Origin of the sequence: Mycolicibacterium vulneris, from assembly GCF_002104765.1 — a bacterium.
In the GTDB taxonomy this organism is placed as follows: Bacteria; Actinomycetota; Actinomycetes; order Mycobacteriales; family Mycobacteriaceae; genus Mycobacterium; species Mycobacterium vulneris.
Window position 1 is genome coordinate 91,149 of the sequence record NZ_NCXM01000019.1, and the last position, 14,665, is coordinate 105,813.

At 68.9% G+C, this 14,665-nt stretch carries 14 protein-coding genes; 8 read left to right on the forward strand and 6 right to left on the reverse strand.

What is annotated here, in order from left to right; all coding sequences use genetic code 11:
- Positions 1–40 precede the first annotated feature (40 nt).
- The 3 genes from rplL to B8W69_RS18640 form a co-directional block, all read right to left on the reverse strand.
- Positions 41–436, reverse strand: a complete 396-nt coding sequence (gene rplL / locus B8W69_RS18630) for a 50S ribosomal protein L7/L12 (protein WP_085291268.1) — start codon at positions 434–436, stop codon at positions 41–43.
- Positions 437–479: 43 nt separating this feature from the next.
- Positions 480–1,112, reverse strand: coding sequence for a 50S ribosomal protein L10 (rplJ, locus tag B8W69_RS18635; RefSeq protein ID WP_085291269.1), 633 nt, complete (start codon positions 1,110–1,112; stop codon positions 480–482).
- A 249-nt stretch (positions 1,113–1,361) separates the two neighbouring features.
- Positions 1,362–1,802, reverse strand: coding sequence for an anthrone oxygenase family protein (locus tag B8W69_RS18640; RefSeq protein WP_085291270.1), 441 nt, complete (start codon positions 1,800–1,802; stop codon positions 1,362–1,364).
- Positions 1,803–1,868: 66 nt separating this feature from the next.
- Here B8W69_RS18640 and B8W69_RS18645 point away from each other — a divergent pair, with 66 nt between their 5' ends.
- Positions 1,869–2,198 carry a winged helix-turn-helix transcriptional regulator gene (locus tag B8W69_RS18645; protein ID WP_085291299.1) on the forward strand — a complete coding sequence of 110 codons (330 nt, stop codon included), beginning with the start codon at positions 1,869–1,871 and terminating at the stop codon, positions 2,196–2,198.
- Here B8W69_RS18645 and B8W69_RS18650 read toward each other — a convergent pair.
- The 3 genes from B8W69_RS18650 to B8W69_RS18660 are packed head-to-tail and all read right to left on the reverse strand — an operon-like array spanning position 2,191 to position 7,903.
- Positions 2,191–3,111 carry an ROK family protein gene (locus tag B8W69_RS18650; protein WP_085291271.1) on the reverse strand — a complete coding sequence of 307 codons (921 nt, stop codon included), beginning with the start codon at positions 3,109–3,111 and terminating at the stop codon, positions 2,191–2,193. The genes B8W69_RS18645 and B8W69_RS18650 overlap by 8 nt on opposite strands.
- Before the next feature lie 5 nt (positions 3,112–3,116).
- Positions 3,117–3,734 (reverse strand): DUF7158 domain-containing protein, encoded by a 618-nt coding sequence (locus B8W69_RS18655; protein ID WP_085291272.1) that lies wholly within the window; start codon positions 3,732–3,734, stop codon positions 3,117–3,119.
- Positions 3,731–7,903 carry a glycoside hydrolase family 38 N-terminal domain-containing protein gene (locus B8W69_RS18660; protein WP_085291273.1) on the reverse strand — a complete coding sequence of 1,391 codons (4,173 nt, stop codon included), beginning with the start codon at positions 7,901–7,903 and terminating at the stop codon, positions 3,731–3,733. The genes B8W69_RS18655 and B8W69_RS18660 overlap by 4 nt, the downstream gene beginning before the upstream one ends.
- Positions 7,904–7,958: 55 nt before the next feature.
- Between B8W69_RS18660 and B8W69_RS18665 the strand changes: the two genes are divergently transcribed.
- The 7 genes from B8W69_RS18665 to B8W69_RS18695 all read left to right on the forward strand — a co-directional run bounded on the left by B8W69_RS18665 (position 7,959) and on the right by B8W69_RS18695 (position 14,662).
- Positions 7,959–8,573 carry a DinB family protein gene (locus B8W69_RS18665; RefSeq protein ID WP_085291274.1) on the forward strand — a complete coding sequence of 205 codons (615 nt, stop codon included), beginning with the start codon at positions 7,959–7,961 and terminating at the stop codon, positions 8,571–8,573.
- A 41-nt stretch (positions 8,574–8,614) separates the two neighbouring features.
- Positions 8,615–9,961 (forward strand): ABC1 kinase family protein, encoded by a 1,347-nt coding sequence (locus B8W69_RS18670; RefSeq protein WP_085291275.1) that lies wholly within the window; start codon positions 8,615–8,617, stop codon positions 9,959–9,961.
- A gap of 67 nt (positions 9,962–10,028) precedes the next feature.
- Positions 10,029–10,877, forward strand: a complete 849-nt coding sequence (locus B8W69_RS18675; RefSeq protein WP_439330629.1) for an alpha/beta fold hydrolase — start codon at positions 10,029–10,031, stop codon at positions 10,875–10,877.
- An 88-nt stretch (positions 10,878–10,965) separates the two neighbouring features.
- Positions 10,966–11,826 carry a cyclopropane mycolic acid synthase family methyltransferase gene (locus B8W69_RS18680; RefSeq protein WP_085291277.1) on the forward strand — a complete coding sequence of 287 codons (861 nt, stop codon included), beginning with the start codon at positions 10,966–10,968 and terminating at the stop codon, positions 11,824–11,826.
- A gap of 119 nt (positions 11,827–11,945) precedes the next feature.
- Positions 11,946–12,812: a cyclopropane mycolic acid synthase MmaA2 gene (gene mmaA2 / locus B8W69_RS18685; RefSeq protein ID WP_085291278.1), complete on the forward strand. Its 867-nt coding sequence runs from the start codon at positions 11,946–11,948 to the stop codon at positions 12,810–12,812.
- 151 nt (positions 12,813–12,963) lie between these two features.
- The gene (gene mmaA4 / locus B8W69_RS18690) at positions 12,964–13,860 is read left to right on the forward strand and encodes a hydroxymycolate synthase MmaA4 (protein ID WP_085291300.1); all 897 of its coding nucleotides are present in this window, start codon (positions 12,964–12,966) and stop codon (positions 13,858–13,860) included.
- Between the two features lie 103 nt (positions 13,861–13,963).
- Complete coding sequence (locus tag B8W69_RS18695) at positions 13,964–14,662, forward strand: YciI family protein (protein WP_085291301.1); 699 nt, start codon at positions 13,964–13,966, stop codon at positions 14,660–14,662.
- The last annotated feature ends 3 nt before the right edge of the window (positions 14,663–14,665 follow it).

The following is a 14,665-nucleotide window of genomic DNA, read 5'->3' on the forward strand; positions in this document are numbered from 1 at the left end:
CCCCCGGGATGGTGATCCCGGGGGTTCGTGCGCTTGCGACTTACTTGACGGTGACGGTGGCGCCGGCGGCCTCGAGCTTGGTCTTGGCCTCGTCGGCGGCCTCCTTGGCCACCTTCTCCAGCAGCGGCTTGGGCGCGCTGTCGACCAGGTCCTTGGCCTCCTTGAGGCCCAGGCCGGAGACGATCTCGCGGACCACCTTGATGACGCCGATCTTCTTGTCACCGGCGGCCTCGAGGATGACGTCGAACTCCGACTGCTCCTCGGCCGCCTCGGCGGGCGCACCACCGGCGGCGCCACCACCGGCGGCGGCAACGGCGACCGGGGCGGCCGCGGTGACCTCGAAGGTCTCCTCGAACTTCTTCACGAAGTCGGAGAGCTCGAGCAGGGTCATTTCCTTGAAAGCGTCGAGCAGGTCGTCGGTAGACATCTTTGCCATGGGTGTGGGTCCTTCCTTGTTTTTCTAGGTTCCGGGTGGGTTGTTATTCGGCTTCGGCCGGGGTTTCCGGCGCCTCAGCGGGTGCTTCCGAAGCGGGTTCCGGGGTGGCGTCCGCTGCGGGCTCCGCGGCGGCTGCGGGTTCTGCAGCAGCGGCGGGACCTTCGGCGGCCTTCTTCTCCTGCAGGGCGGCCGCGAGCCGGGCGACCTGCGAAGCGGGAGCGTTGAACAGCCCCGCCGCCTTGGCGAGGTTGCCCTTCATCGCGCCGGCCAGCTTGGCCAGCAGCACCTCGCGCGACTCCAGGTCTGCGATGCGCTCGACTTCGGCGACCGAGAGCGCGCGGCCGTCCATGTAGCCGCCCTTGATGACCAGCGCCTTGTGTTCCTTGGCGAAGGTCTTGATGGCCTTGGCGGCGTCGACCGCTTCCCCGGTGACGAATGCGATGGCCGTCGGGCCGGCGAAGAGCTCGTCGAGCCCCTCCACCCCGGCCTCCGAAGCCGCACGCTTGACCAGCGTGTTCTTGGCCACCGAGTAGGTGGCCGCCCCGTTGAGCGAGCGCCGCAGCTCGGCCAGGTTGGCGACGGTCAGACCGCGGTACTCCGTGATCAGGGTTGCGGTCGATTCCTTGAACTGCTCGGCGATCTCTGCAACGGCGGTGGCCTTGTCAGCCCTAGCCATGCCTACCTCCTGAAGTGAAAGTCAATGCGACGTGTCGTCTCGATTCCCGAAGAACGACGAACGCCCCGGCGCAGAAGCGGCCGGGGCGTGAAATTACGCCGGCGCGAGCCGACGCTGATGCCTCGTCCTCCTGCGTGGGCCGCCGGGATGCTCCCGGACCTTCAACCGATTGCTCGGTGACCGACGGTCTTCGGTGGATCGGCTAACAGAATAGCGTGGCCCGCGCGATCAGCCAAAACGGCGGCGGCCTCAGGTGACGGCGAGGACGAGTAGGACGAACACCGCCAGCAGCAGGATCACCCGCACCCGGTGCCGCCGATCCCACCGGGTGGCGAGCTCGCGGGAGAGCTCACCCGTGCTCGGCCACTTCGCGATGCGGTTGTTGATCGGCACCAGCAGGACGACCGTCAGCAGTATCACCGCGGCCATCAGCCCCGCGGCGATGCCGCAGAGCCAGTCGCGCTCCTCGCCGCGTTCCTGGATCGCGAGCGAGGCCACCAGCAGCAGGGTGACGGCATACCAGAATGGCATCGTCGTGCCCAGCGCCCGGGCGGCACCACCGCGGGCCGCGCGGAAGCCGTCGTCGGGCAGCCGCGCGATGAGCGGATTGAAGAAGACCGCGACCGCCAGCTCCACGCCTGCCATCAGTCCGGTGACCACGACCGCGAGCGCGTCGATGCTGTTGTTCATGGCAACGACCTTGGCGGTTATGCTGACAAATATCAAGGTACTGACAAATTAGTCAGCGAGGTGCTCGTGTCCGTATCCAAGAAGGAACTCAGCGACTGCCCGATCGACGCCGCGCTGTCGGTCATCGACGGCCGCTGGAAAGGCACCATCCTGTGGCGACTGTGCGACGGCCCGATGCGCACCGCCGAACTGCGGCGCAGCATCCCCGGCATCACCGAACGCATGCTCATCCGCCACCTGCACGAACTGGTCGACGCCGGGATCATCGAGCGCCACGACGCGCGCACGGTGCCGCCGTGCGTGCACTATTCGATTTCCGAATACGGCATGACGCTGGGGCCGGTGCTGGCGAGCCTGTGCAACTGGGGCCGAAAGCACATGCAGCGGGTCAGCTGAGCCCCGCGAGCCGGGCCGCGCCGATCAGGCCGGCCTCACCGCCGAGCCGGCCCGGCAGCACCCGCAGCCCGGACAGGAAGTCCAGGCCGGCGTATTCGGCGAGCTTGGCCCGCAGCGGGTCGAAGAGCAGCGCCCCGGATTTGGCGACACCTCCGCCGATCACCACGAGGTCCAGATCGCACACCGCGCCGACCGAGGCGATCATCGCGGCGAGCGCGTTGCCGCCCCGATGGAATGCCTGCTGAGCCAACGGGTCTCCGGCCGCCGCCGCGGCGGCCAGGTCGCTGGCGCCGGCCTCGGGCGGCGCGGACCAGCCGCTCTCCCGCGCCCGGCGCACCATCCACGGCCCGGACGCGACGGTCTCCACGCAACCGTGACCGCCGCAGGTGCAGGGCCGCCCGTCCAGTTCGACCACCACGTGCCCGACATGACCGGCGTTGCCGGTGCGCCCCGAGTAGGGGACGCCGTCGAGCACCAGTCCGCCGCCCACCCCGGTGGAGACCACCATGCCCAGCAGAAACCGGGCGTCCGGGGCCGCATTTTCCCCCGCCCCGATCCACTGCTCCCCCAATGCCATACAGACGCCGTCACCGGCCAGCACCACCGGCAGTCCCGGCACCGCCGCGGCGACCTTGTCGCGCAACGGGAAACGGTCCCAGCTGTTGATGTTGATCGGGCTGACGGATCCGCTGCCCAGATCGATGGGCCCGGCCGAGGCGATCCCGACGGCGCCGACCGGAGCGTCCGCCGCCTGCAGCGCGTCGGCGATCATCGCTTCGACGACGGCCCACACGTCGCCGGCGGCGGGCGTGACCGGGGTGGGCCGGATGGCGGTGTACACGAGTTTCCCGCCCGGGTCCGCCAGCGCGGCAGCGATTTTGGTGCCGCCGATGTCCAGACAGAGGGTGAGCATGGCGCTCAGTGCCGGTGGGTGTTGTCGGGTTGGCGGGGGTCGCCGGGATGCTCGTAGCCGGGCGCCAGCTCCACCAGCGCAGCGCGGCGCGCGTCCAGCCACAACCGGAAGGCGCGCCGCCGTGCGGCGCCGCGCAGGTGCTCCTCGATCGCCGATCGCACCTCATCCAGCGGTGGAGCCGCCGACGCCGTCGTGCGCCAGCCATGTTCGCCCTGTTGCGGCGCGGCGAAGCGCAGCGGGTTGCGGGCGTGATAGGCAGCCACCTCGGAATCGGCCACCCGCACCGCGGCGGTGACTTCGGCGAACAGCGCCCGGGCGCGCGGATCGGCCAGCACGGCGGCGGCGACGCTGCCGATCTCCAGCCGGGCGGTCACGTCGGGCAGCAACTCGGCCTCGGACGGCGCGCCGCGCGCGCTGAGCCCGCGGACCTCGGCCTCCGCGGCGACCACCCGCTCGGTCACGATGAGCTGGGTCAGCCACCGCCGCAGCTGGCGGCCCTCGCTGGTGCCGCTGACGGGCAAGGCGGCCGCTCCCCGGCCGGCGCGCAGCCGCGCCTCGGCGGCGTCAAGGACGCCCAACGAAACGGGCATGCCGGCAACGGTCGCTATCGGGTGGATGCTCATGTCACCGTCACCTTCACCGCCGGCGAGTAGACCAGTCGGCCGGCGCAGCCGATCCGCACCAGCGCCCACCACTGGCCGGCTTCCAGCCAGGCCGGCGGCGTCAGCTGGAAGCCTAGGTCGACGGCGCCACGGGCGGGCAGCACCGCGCCGAGGGCGCCGGGACCCATCCATTCCCAGGTGCCCCAGGGGCTGATCAGGTGCGCCTCCAGCGCCAGCTCGGCGCCGGCATGGCTGCCGACCGTGACGGTCAGGGCGCCTACTTCGCCGGGTGCAAGCGTGACCTCGGTGGGCCCGTCGGCGAGGTAGACCAGCTCGCCCGCTGTCGCGCCCACGGTCACCACGCAGACGTCCTCGACAGGCTGGCGCCAGGACACCGGGACCTCGTCGCCGGTGACGCGGAGTTCGGCGCGGATCGGGTAGAGGCCGGGTTCGGCGTGATCCGGGACCGACACCAGCACGTCTTTGTAGAAGTGGCCGCCGCCGGCCAGGGTGACGGGCAACTCGGCGGGCCTGGCCTTCCAGCCGTCCGGACACCGGAGGGTGACGGCGCCGCGCAGCGTGGCGTCGGTGCTGTCGCAGGCCGCGGTGAGTCGCAGCGTCACCGTGCCGGAGGCCTCCGCGCTCGCCTGCGGCGGGTCCAGGTGGGCGACCGCCGGTAGCCCGCCGAGCGGCGCGGGGCCGCGATTGTGCAGCCAATACCGCGCGTACAGCGGCTGCGCGGCCTCGGCGTCCGGGGCCAGGACGGCGCCGCGGGCCGCTGCCCGGGGCGCGTCCACGCGGGCCAGCACGGTCGCTACCTGGTAGCCGTGCAGCTCGACCGGGGACACGGCATCGGGGTGGGTTTCCAGCAGATCGGCGCGACGCAGGTCGCGCACCGTCGCGACGTCGGAGTCGAGGACGACGGGGGTGCCGGCGCCGCTGGTCTCCACCAGGCGCAGGGCCACCGCGTTCGGGTCCAGCGGCGCCGCGCTGCCCTCGGTGAGCGGGTTGCCCGCGGCCTTGAGGGCGCCCAGCTGTACCGATTCGGGCTCGACGCGCAGCAGCGATCCGGCCGGCGGCAGCGCGTCCCGTCGCCGGCCCGGTGTGACGGCGAGCAGCGGCTGGGAGAACTGCGCGCTGCGGGTGGGGATTTCGGCCCGCCGCCAGTCGCCCGGGCCGCTGACCAACGCGTAGTCGAAGACGTGGGTCCAGTGCTGCAGCTGGAAGTTGGAGCCGTCCGGCGCGGTGCGGCGCGGTTCGTCGATCCAGATGCCCGACGGCCAGCCGGTGCAGGACCGCATCAGCGCGGTGTGCAGGGTGCCCTCGGTGTCGACGGCGAAGCTGGGCACCCCGCGGTTGAGCAGCGCGACGGTGCGGTCTTCGAAAGCGTCCATCCCCGGGGGTGATTGCTGCGTCACCGCGATCTCGGCGTCGCCGAGGTCGCCGGCCACGGCGGCGATCGCCGCCCGCAGGTCGTCGTCGTCGCGGCCGTCGATGACCAGCACCGGCAGCGCCCGCGGCGCACGCAGGTCGGCGTCGGGCACCCACACCGCGTCCAGTGGCGTCTCGGCCGGCACCCACACCAGGGCGCGGCCGGTCGCCGCCAATTGGCGCTCCAGCTCGTCGGCGTACGCCGGAGCATCGGCCAGCACGGCCGCGGCGAAGGCGTTGCGGGCGGGCCCGCCCAGCGCGATGCGCACGTCGGGCAGGTTCGAATCGACCTCGAGGTGGCCGTAGCGCGGCTTGCCGGCGGCGCTGCAGGTGGCCGTGACGCCTGCGCGCACCAGCGCGACCATCAGCTCCCGGGCCAGCGGCCCGGCCACCGCCTCGGTTGGCGACACCACCTCGGCGACCGACGCCGCCCGTACGTCGGTGCCCGACACCCGGATCCGGGCCGCCGAGGACAGGCCGAACCAGCCGTACGCCGGGTTGTCCAGGGTCCACAGGTGCCGGGCGGTGTCTACCGCGTCGGGCCCGTCATGGAGCAGCGCGAAACCGCGGCCGACGACGGCGTCGCCCACCTCGCTGACCGGCATGGCGCCCGGCACCGGGCACGGCCAGCGCAGCCGCACCAGCTGGTCGGCGCCGCTGAACTCGTCGACGGTGGTGCGGCAGTCCACCCGCGCGACGCCGTGCCACAGGGTCAGGGTGTGGGTGTAGCGCAGCAGCGTGCCGATCCCGCCGTGCACCACCACCCGCTCACCGAGCGGCCCGCGGAACGCCTGCACCCGCGCGGGCTCTTCGGACGAGCACACCACCGGCCCCTTGGGCAGCAGGTGCCACGGGCCCTCACCCTGGCTCGGGTGCGCCGGGTATTCCTCGTAGACGGCGAGCTCGTTGCCCACCCGGCCGTCGGCGATCAGCTCGTGGCCGTCCTGCAGCAGCGAGGCGACCCCGCCGCCGCGCGCCGGGTCGACCTCAAGGCGGTAGTGCTCGTTGGCGATCACCGATCCCGCAACCGGTTGCCAGCCCTCCGGTTCGCCCCGGCCGGGCGCGGGCACCAGCCGGTACGCCCGCCACCCCAACGACGGCACCTCGCGCGCCAGCCAGCTGACCGACCGGCCGTCGTGCTCGACGTGCGCCGCCAGCTCGGCACCGTCGGCGTCGAGCACCCGCACCCGGGCGCCCAGCGACGCGTCGAGGCGCGCGGTGACGATGTCGGTGCGCCGGCAGGTCAGCGGATTCCACACGATCACGTCGCCCTCGCTGGAACCGACCTCGCTGGACAGCAACGCCAGCGCGTTGTCGCGCGCCGTGCGGCCCAGCTCCCAGGCGTCGCGCCATCCGGTCAGCAGATCGAGGTACACCTGGTCGGATTCCGAGCCGGTGATGGCGTCGTGGTGTGCGCCGTAGACCAGCTGCACCCACGCCTTGGCCAGGGCGGCCTGCGGGTATTCGGCGCCGGTCAGCACGCCGGCGAACACCGCGAAACGCTCGGCCTGCAGCACGGCGTTCTCGGCGGCCCGGTTGGCCTGCTTGGTGTCGATGTAGGACACGTCCTTGCCGGTGTAGATCGGGTTCATGTCCCGGGTCTGCGGCGACGGCACGCGGTCGTGCTGCGCCAGTTCGGCGCGCACCGCCGCGAAGAACTCGCACGGCAGTGCGCACACGAAGCGGGGCCAGGTGTAGCGGGCTGCCCAGTCGCGGTGGATGTCGGTGACCCACTTGTTCGGCGGGGTGTAGTCGGTGCCGACGGGCAGCAGCACGTTGCGGGTCAGTGCGACCTTCTTGAGCTGATCGAACAGCTGGTAGGTGGCGTCCTCGGCATCGCCCAGCGACGCCGCGGAGTCCATCCACCAGCCCGCCGAATAGTGCGCGGGCATGTAGTGGGTGAGTAGGCCGCGGCCCGATGGCGAGATCCACTCGAACTCGCTGGCGAACTGCATGCGCTCGATATCGCCGCCACCGAGCGCCGGGCCCCACTGGTGGTGCGGTCCCCTGGCCCACGAACTCGACGTCAGGCCGGCATCGGCGGCCATCCCCGGGAATTGCGGATCGTGGCCGAACACATCCAGCTGCCACGCGGTGGCCGGGTCCGCCCCCATGATGTGACGCTGAAACCCCATGCCGTGCACCAGGTTTCGAATCGTCGTTTCCGGGCTGATGAGGTTGGTGTTGGGTTCGTTGTAGGTGCCGCCCATCACCTCGACGCGGCCCTGGCCGATGAACCGGCGCAGATCGGCCCGGTCTTCGGGGCGGGTGTCCCAGTACGGCTTGAGGTAGTCGACCTCGGCCAGCACGAACTTGTAGTCGGGGTCGCGGCGCGCCATCTCCAGATGCGCGTGCACCAGGTCGAAGCCGTTGGTCTGGCGGGCCCGGCCCGGCGGGTCCTCGGTCCACTCGCTGGTATAGGCGCCCTGGGTGTTCCACCAGACCGGGTCGTAGTGGAAATGGCTGACCATGAACATGGTCCAGCCGGGCTCGGCCACGGTGAACTCGAACGGCAGTCGCTGACCGCCGGCAAGCGCCCGCGCGGCCCGGCGCTGCCCGACGACGGCCTCGTCGACCGTCACGGCGACCTCGACGACCTCGCGCCCGGGTTCGGCGACCGCGTGGCCGCGCAGCCCGCGGCCGTCGACGCGGATCGGCGTGGGCGCGGCACACTCGGAAACGGTGACGCGGACCAGCTGCAGCGGCGCGTCCGGTGGCCCGACGAAGAGCTCGGTCGACTCGGCCTTTGTTAGCTGCATGCCGAAATCACCTGCATCTCCGCACCTTACGGCGCGCGAGACCTAGGATCGACCAATGCCCGCCCTCGCCCCGCCGGTCGCTGACGAACGCAGCGCCCTGCGCGAATACCTGGCGTTTCACCAGAGCGCGTATTTCGCCGTCAGCTATGGCCTCACCGACGACCAGGCCCGGTCCACGCCGTCGGCCAGCGCGCTGTCGATCGGCGGGCTGGTCAAGCACGCCACCGGGATGCAGCGCAGCTGGATGGCGCGCGTCGCCGCCGCACCGGACGCGCCGCGGAAAGACCCGCGCCCGTTCGAGCAGATCGCCGCGGAGTTCGCCGACCAGCACGTGATGCGGCCGGACGAGACGCTGGCCGGGCTGCTGGAGGCGTTCGAGGCGCAGAACGCGACCTCGCTGCGGCTGGTGGAGACCGCCGACCTGGACGCCGCGGTGCCCGTTCCGCGGGACATCCCGTGGTTTCCCAAGAACCAGGAGGCCTGGTCGGTGCGCTGGGTGATCCTGCACGTGATCAACGAGCTGGCGCGGCATGCCGGGCATGCCGACATCATCCGGGAGACGATCGACGGCGCCACCATGTACGAGTTGATCGCCGCGCGGGAGGACTGGGCGATCGAGGGCTGGGTGCAGCCCTGGAAAAGCGGGGACAGCGGCGGACGCCCGAGTTAGAGGATTGGGCCTCATCCGTCCCGATTTGGCACACTGCACAGATGAGCTCCGCCAAACATCGAGAGGGCGCCAAGCTCGACCGGGTGCCGTTGCCGGTCGAAGCGGCCCGGGTTGCCGTGACAGGTTGGCAGGTCACCCGCACCGCCGCTCGCATCGTCACCAAGCTGCCGGGTAGGGGTCCGTGGCAGCAGAAGGCGATCAAGCAGCTCCCGCAGACCTTCGCCGACCTGGGACCGACGTACGTCAAGTTCGGCCAGATCATCGCGTCCAGTCCCGGCGCGTTCGGTGAATCGCTGTCCCGGGAATTCCGCGGCCTGCTCGACCGGGTGCCGCCCGCCGACGCCGACGAGGTCCACAAACTCTTCGTCGAAGACCTCGGCGGTGACCCGTCCGACTTGTTCGCCAAATGGGACGAGACGCCGTTCGCGTCAGCGTCCATCGCGCAGGTGCACTACGCCACCCTGCACACCGGTGAGGAGGTCGTCGTCAAGATCCAGCGCCCGGGCATCCGGCGCCGGGTCGCGGCCGACCTGCAGATCCTCAAGCGTTTCGCCCAGGCCGTCGAACTGGCCAAGCTGGGCCGCCGGCTCTCGGCGCAGGACGTGGTCGCCGACTTCTCCGACAACCTGGCCGAGGAGCTGAACTTCCGGCTGGAGGCGCAGTCGATGGAGGCATGGGTGTCGCACCTGCACGCCTCCCCGCTGGGCAAGAACATCCGGGTGCCGCAGGTGTTCTGGGACTTCACCAGCGACCGGGTGCTGACCATGGAGCGGGTGCACGGCATCCGGATCGACGACGTCGCCGCCATCCGCAAGGCCGGCTTCGACGGCACCGAGTTGGTCAAGGCGCTGCTGTTCTCGCTGTTCGAGGGTGGGCTGCGGCACGGGCTGTTCCACGGCGACCTGCACGCCGGCAACCTCTACGTCGACGACCAGGGCCGCATCGTCTTCTTCGACTTCGGGATCATGGGCCGCATCGACCCGCGCACGCGCTGGCTGCTGCGCGAGCTGGTGTACGCGCTGCTGGTCAAGAAGGACCACGCGGCGGCGGGCAAGATCGTCGTGCTGATGGGCGCCGTCGGCACCATGAAGCCGGAGGCCGAGGCCGCCAAGGATTTGGAGAAGTTCGCCACTCCGCTGACCATGTCGACGCTGGGCGACATGTCCTACGCCGACATCGGCCGGCAGCTGTCTGCGCTGGCCGACGCCTACGACGTCAAGCTGCCCCGCGAGCTGGTGCTGATCGGCAAGCAATTCCTCTACGTCGAGCGGTACATGAAGCTGCTGGCGCCCAAGTGGCAGATGATGTCGGATCCGCAACTGACGGGCTATTTCGCGAACTTCATGGTCGAAGTCAGTCGCGAGCACTCCTCCGACGTCGAGGTATAGGAGCTCTCTGGTGCAGGTCCGAACGGGGCATGCCATTTCCGGCGATCTGAAGCTGTACTACGAGGACATGGGCGACATCGACGACCCGCCCGTCCTGCTGATCATGGGACTGGGAGCCCAGCTGCTGCTGTGGCGGGTCGCGTTCTGCGAGAAGCTGGTCGGCCACGGCCTGCGCGTCATCCGGTACGACAACCGCGACGTCGGCCTATCCAGCAAGACGCAGCACCGCAGCTCGGGGCAGCCACTGGCGACCAGGCTGCTGCGGTCCTGGCTGGGTCTACCCAGCCGGTCGGCGTACCGGCTCGAAGACATGGCCGACGACGCCGCTGCCGTGCTGGACCATCTGGGCATCGAGCGCGCCCACATCGTGGGCGCGTCGATGGGCGGCATGATCGCGCAGATCTTCGCCGCACGATTCCGCGAACGGACCAGAACCCTGGCCGTCATCTTCTCCAGCAACAATTCGGCGCTGCTGCCGCCGCCGGCCCCGCGCGCGCTGCTGGCACTGCTGAAGGGCCCACCGCCGAACTCGCCGCGCGAGGTGATCATCGACAACGCGGTGCGCGTCGGCAACATCATCGGCAGCCCGCGCTATCGGGTGCCCGAAGAGCAGGCCCGCGCCGAGGCCGCCGAGGGCTACGACCGCAACTACTACCCCCAGGGCGTCGCGCGGCATTTCGGTGCCGTGCTGGGCAGCGGCAGCCTGCGCCGCTACAACCGCGAGACCACCGCGCCGACCGTGGTGATCCACGGCCGGGCCGACAAGCTGATGCGGCCGGTCGGGGGGCGCGCCGTGGCGCGGGCCATCGACGGAGCCCGATTGGTGACATTCGACGGAATGGGTCATGATCTTCCACAGCAGTTGTGGGATCAGGTGATCGGCGTGCTGACGAAAAACTTCAGCAGGGCCAGCTAGCCAAAAACACTCAGTCGAAACGCATCCCCGTGATTTTCCGTCCATGTCGCAGGGCTGTACGGTTGGCAGAGAAGGGTGGGTGTCACAAATGGCCAAGCTGGAGCCGTATTACGAAGAGTCGCAGGCAACCTACGACATTTCGGACGACTTCTTCGCGCTGTTCCTCGATCCGAACATGGTGTATACCTGCGCCTACTTCGAGAACGACGACATGACCCTGGAAGAGGCCCAGCTGGCCAAGATCGATCTGGCGCTGGACAAGATGCAACTCGAGCCGGGGATGACCGTGCTGGACGTCGGCTGCGGCTGGGGTGGCGCCGTGGTCCGCGCGGTCGAAAAATACGACGTGAACGTCATCGGGATCACGCTCAGCCGCAACCATTACGCGCGCAGCAAGGCGAGGCTGGAGGCGATCCCGACGACGCGGCGGGCCGAGGCTCGGTTGCAGGGCTGGGAAGAGTTCGACGAGCGGGTCGATCGGATCATCAGCTTCGAGGCGTTCGACGCATTTAAAAAAGAACGCTGGCCCGCGTTCTGGGATTGGGCCTACAAGACCCTTCCCGAAGGCAGCCGAATGATGATGCACAGCATTTTCACGCACCCGCAAAACTACTGGCACGAGCACGGTATCCCGATCACGATGTCGGATCTGCGATTTTTGCGCTTCCTCGGCAAGGAAATTTTCCCCGGCGGGAACATGTGCGGCGAACCCGATATCGTCGACAATTCCCGGGCCAGCGGATTCTCGCTCGAGCACACGCAATATCTGCAGCCGCATTACGCGCGGACGCTGGACACCTGGGCGGCCAACCTCGCGGCCAATCGCGAGCGCGCGATCGCCATCCAGTCCGAAGAGGTCTACGACCGCTTCATGCGCTATCTGACCGGCTGCGCGGAGCTGTTCCGCAAGGGCATCTCCAACGTCGCCCAGTACACGCTCACCAAGTAGCAGCTGAGGTCACGTGGCGTCGGGTTGGTTGAACCGAATCGTTTAGCGGCCTCGTGCCAGGTGTATAGATAGCAGAACGTCTGCCTGCCGAGGGGGCTAGCGAGAAAGGCGGGCCGCTGATGGTTGCGAAAAAATTGACGCCGCACTTCGAAGACGTGCAGGCACACTACGACCTATCGGACGACTTTTTCCGGCTGTTTCTCGATCCCACCCAGACCTACAGCTGCGCGTATTTCGCGCGCGACGACATGACGCTGGAAGAGGCACAGGTCGCGAAGATCGATTTGTCGCTGGGCAAGTTGGGGCTGCAGCCCGGCATGACGCTGCTCGACGTGGGCTGCGGGTGGGGCGCCACCATGCGCCGGGCGATCGACAAGCATGACGTCAACGTCATCGGCCTGACCTTGTCGAAGAACCAGGCCGCGCACGTTCAGCAGTCGTTCGACGAGATGGACAGCCCGCGTGGCAGGCGGGTACTTCTCGAGGGTTGGGAGCAGTTCGACGAGCCCGTCGACCGCATCGTGTCGATCGGGGCGTTCGAGCACTTCGGCCACGACCGCTACGACGGCTTCTTCGCAAAGGCCCACAACGTCCTGCCCGCCGATGGCGTGATGCTGCTGCACACGATCACCGGGTTGACAAAGCAGGAAGCCATCGACCGGGGCTTACCGATCTCCATCGGGCTGCTTCGTTTTCTCAGGTTCCTCCAGACCGAGATCTTTCCCGGTGGCCGGCTGCCGACGATCGAGATGGTGGAGGCGCACTCGTCGAGGGCAGGCTTCACGATGACCCGCCGCCAGTCGTTACAAACGCACTACGCCAGAACCCTGGACCTGTGGGCCGAGGCCCTGCGGGCGCGCAAGGACCAGGCCATCGCCATTCAGTCCGAGGAAGTCTACGAGCGCTACATCAAGTACCTGACCGGCTGCGCGAAGTTGTTCTGGGGCGACTATGTCGACGTCAACCAGTTCACCCTGGAAAAGTAGACTCTGTATCCGCGGTCGGGCCCGCGACGCGCAACCCGCACCCTGGTGAAAAGAAGCCCCAGCATTGGGTACCGTTGCAGGTCAAACGCGACCCCTCCGATGCGTGCACGGGTTGTAGGAAGTGAACCTCATCCAGCAGAACAGGACGAACATGGCTGAGCAACCGACTAGTCCGACGAAGACGCGGACGCGTGCGGAGGACATCCAGGCCCATTACGACGTCTCCGACGACTTCTTCGGCCTGTTCCAGGACCCCTCCCGGATCTACAGCTGCGCCTACTTCGAGCGCGACGACATGAGCCTGGAAGAGGCCCAGTACGCCAAGATCGACCTCAACCTGGACAAGCTGGACCTCAAGCCGGGCATGACCCTGCTGGACATAGGCTGCGGGTGGGGCACCACCATGAAGCGCGCCGTCGAGCGCTTCGACGTCAACGTCATCGGCCTGACGCTGTCCAAGAACCAGCACGCCCGCGCCGAGGCACTGCTCGATTCCCTCGACACCGGCCGCTCGCGCCAGGTCCGCCTGCAGAACTGGGAGGACTTCACTGAGCCCGTCGACCGCATCGTGTCGATCGAGGCCTTTGAGCACTTCGGCCACGAGAACTACGACGACTTCTTCAAGCGGACCTTCGACATCATGCCCGACGACGGCCGGATGACCGTTCAGAGCAGCGTCAGCTACCACCCGTACGACCTGGCCGCCCGCGGCAAGAAGCTGAGCTTCGAGACGGCGCGGTTCATCAAGTTCATCGTCACCGAGATCTTCCCGGGCGGCCGGCTGCCGTCCACCCAGATGATGGTCGATCACGGCGAGAAGGCAGGATTTGTTGTGCCCGAACCGCTTTCGCTGCGGCCGCACTACATCAAGACGCTGCACATCTGGGGCGACACACTCGAGTCGAACCGGGACAAGGCCATCGAGGTCACCTCCGAAGAGGTCTACAACCGCTACATCAAGTACCTGCGCGGCTGCGAGCACTACTTCGGCGACGAGATGCTCGACGTCAGCCTGGTGACCTACCTCAAGCCGGGCGCCTCGAACTAGCCGGGCCTGATTTTCGCGCCGCCTGTCGGATTAGCGCTGCGCGGTTCGTCGAGTAGGTAGAGAGTGGAGCAGACGGCTTCGCTCACTACCGGAGGTGACGAACATGCAGTACTTCGCCTTGTTGATCAGCAAGGAACAGGACCGTACGCCCGAGGATGCCGCCACCGCGATGGCCGCCTGGGAGGACTTCCACGCCAAGGCCGGATCGGCGATCAAGGGCGGTGACGCGCTGGCCCCGGCCGCGGCAGCGGCGGTGATCACCAGCGGCCCGGACGCCCCCACCGTCACCGACGGCCCCTTCGCCGAGACCGCCGAGGTGGCGTGCGGCTACTACGTCTTCGAAGCGGAAAACCTGGACGAGGCCTTGGCACTGGCGCGCGACGTCCCGATCGCCGCGTTCGGGGCTGTGGAGCTGTGGCCGATGGTTCATTCGATCGAGCCGACGCGGAAGCTGACCGGCAACGACTGGCTGGCACTCCTGCTGGAGCCGCCCGCCACCGCCCACACGGCGGGAACCCCGGAGTGGGAGGCGGTCGCCGCCAAGCACGCCGATCTGCACGCGGCCGCGGGCGACCACATCATCGGCGGCGCCGCGTTGCACGACCGTTCCACGGCGACGACCGTGCGGGTGCGCGACGGCGAGGTCCTCATCACGGACGGGCCCTATGTCGAGGGCGCCGAGATCGCGACCGGGATCTACCTGCTGGGCGCCACCGACCGCGACGAGGCGATCAAGATCGCGTCGATGATCCCGGCCTCGACCGTGCAGGTGCGCCAACTGGCGGGCATCTCCGCCCTGTAGCGC

What these genes read in the sequence shown, in the direction of transcription:
- B8W69_RS18655 (WP_085291272.1), bottom strand. Translation starts at nt 3,734, where the DNA reads ATGAGCATCCACCCGATAGCGACCGTTGCCGGCATGCCCGTTTCGTTG.
- B8W69_RS18695 (WP_085291301.1), top strand. Translation starts at nt 13,964, where the DNA reads ATGCAGTACTTCGCCTTGTTGATCAGCAAGGAACAGGACCGTACGCCC.
- B8W69_RS18675 (WP_439330629.1), top strand. Translation starts at nt 10,029, where the DNA reads ATGGGCGACATCGACGACCCGCCCGTCCTGCTGATCATGGGACTGGGA.
- rplL (WP_085291268.1), bottom strand. Translation starts at nt 436, where the DNA reads ATGGCAAAGATGTCTACCGACGACCTGCTCGACGCTTTCAAGGAAATG.
- B8W69_RS18660 (WP_085291273.1), bottom strand. Translation starts at nt 7,903, where the DNA reads ATGCAGCTAACAAAGGCCGAGTCGACCGAGCTCTTCGTCGGGCCACCG.
- B8W69_RS18665 (WP_085291274.1), top strand. Translation starts at nt 7,959, where the DNA reads ATGCCCGCCCTCGCCCCGCCGGTCGCTGACGAACGCAGCGCCCTGCGC.
- rplJ (WP_085291269.1), bottom strand. Translation starts at nt 1,112, where the DNA reads ATGGCTAGGGCTGACAAGGCCACCGCCGTTGCAGAGATCGCCGAGCAG.
- B8W69_RS18650 (WP_085291271.1), bottom strand. Translation starts at nt 3,111, where the DNA reads ATGCTCACCCTCTGTCTGGACATCGGCGGCACCAAAATCGCTGCCGCG.
- B8W69_RS18670 (WP_085291275.1), top strand. Translation starts at nt 8,615, where the DNA reads ATGAGCTCCGCCAAACATCGAGAGGGCGCCAAGCTCGACCGGGTGCCG.
- mmaA2 (WP_085291278.1), top strand. Translation starts at nt 11,946, where the DNA reads ATGGTTGCGAAAAAATTGACGCCGCACTTCGAAGACGTGCAGGCACAC.
- B8W69_RS18640 (WP_085291270.1), bottom strand. Translation starts at nt 1,802, where the DNA reads ATGAACAACAGCATCGACGCGCTCGCGGTCGTGGTCACCGGACTGATG.
- mmaA4 (WP_085291300.1), top strand. Translation starts at nt 12,964, where the DNA reads ATGGCTGAGCAACCGACTAGTCCGACGAAGACGCGGACGCGTGCGGAG.
- B8W69_RS18680 (WP_085291277.1), top strand. Translation starts at nt 10,966, where the DNA reads ATGGCCAAGCTGGAGCCGTATTACGAAGAGTCGCAGGCAACCTACGAC.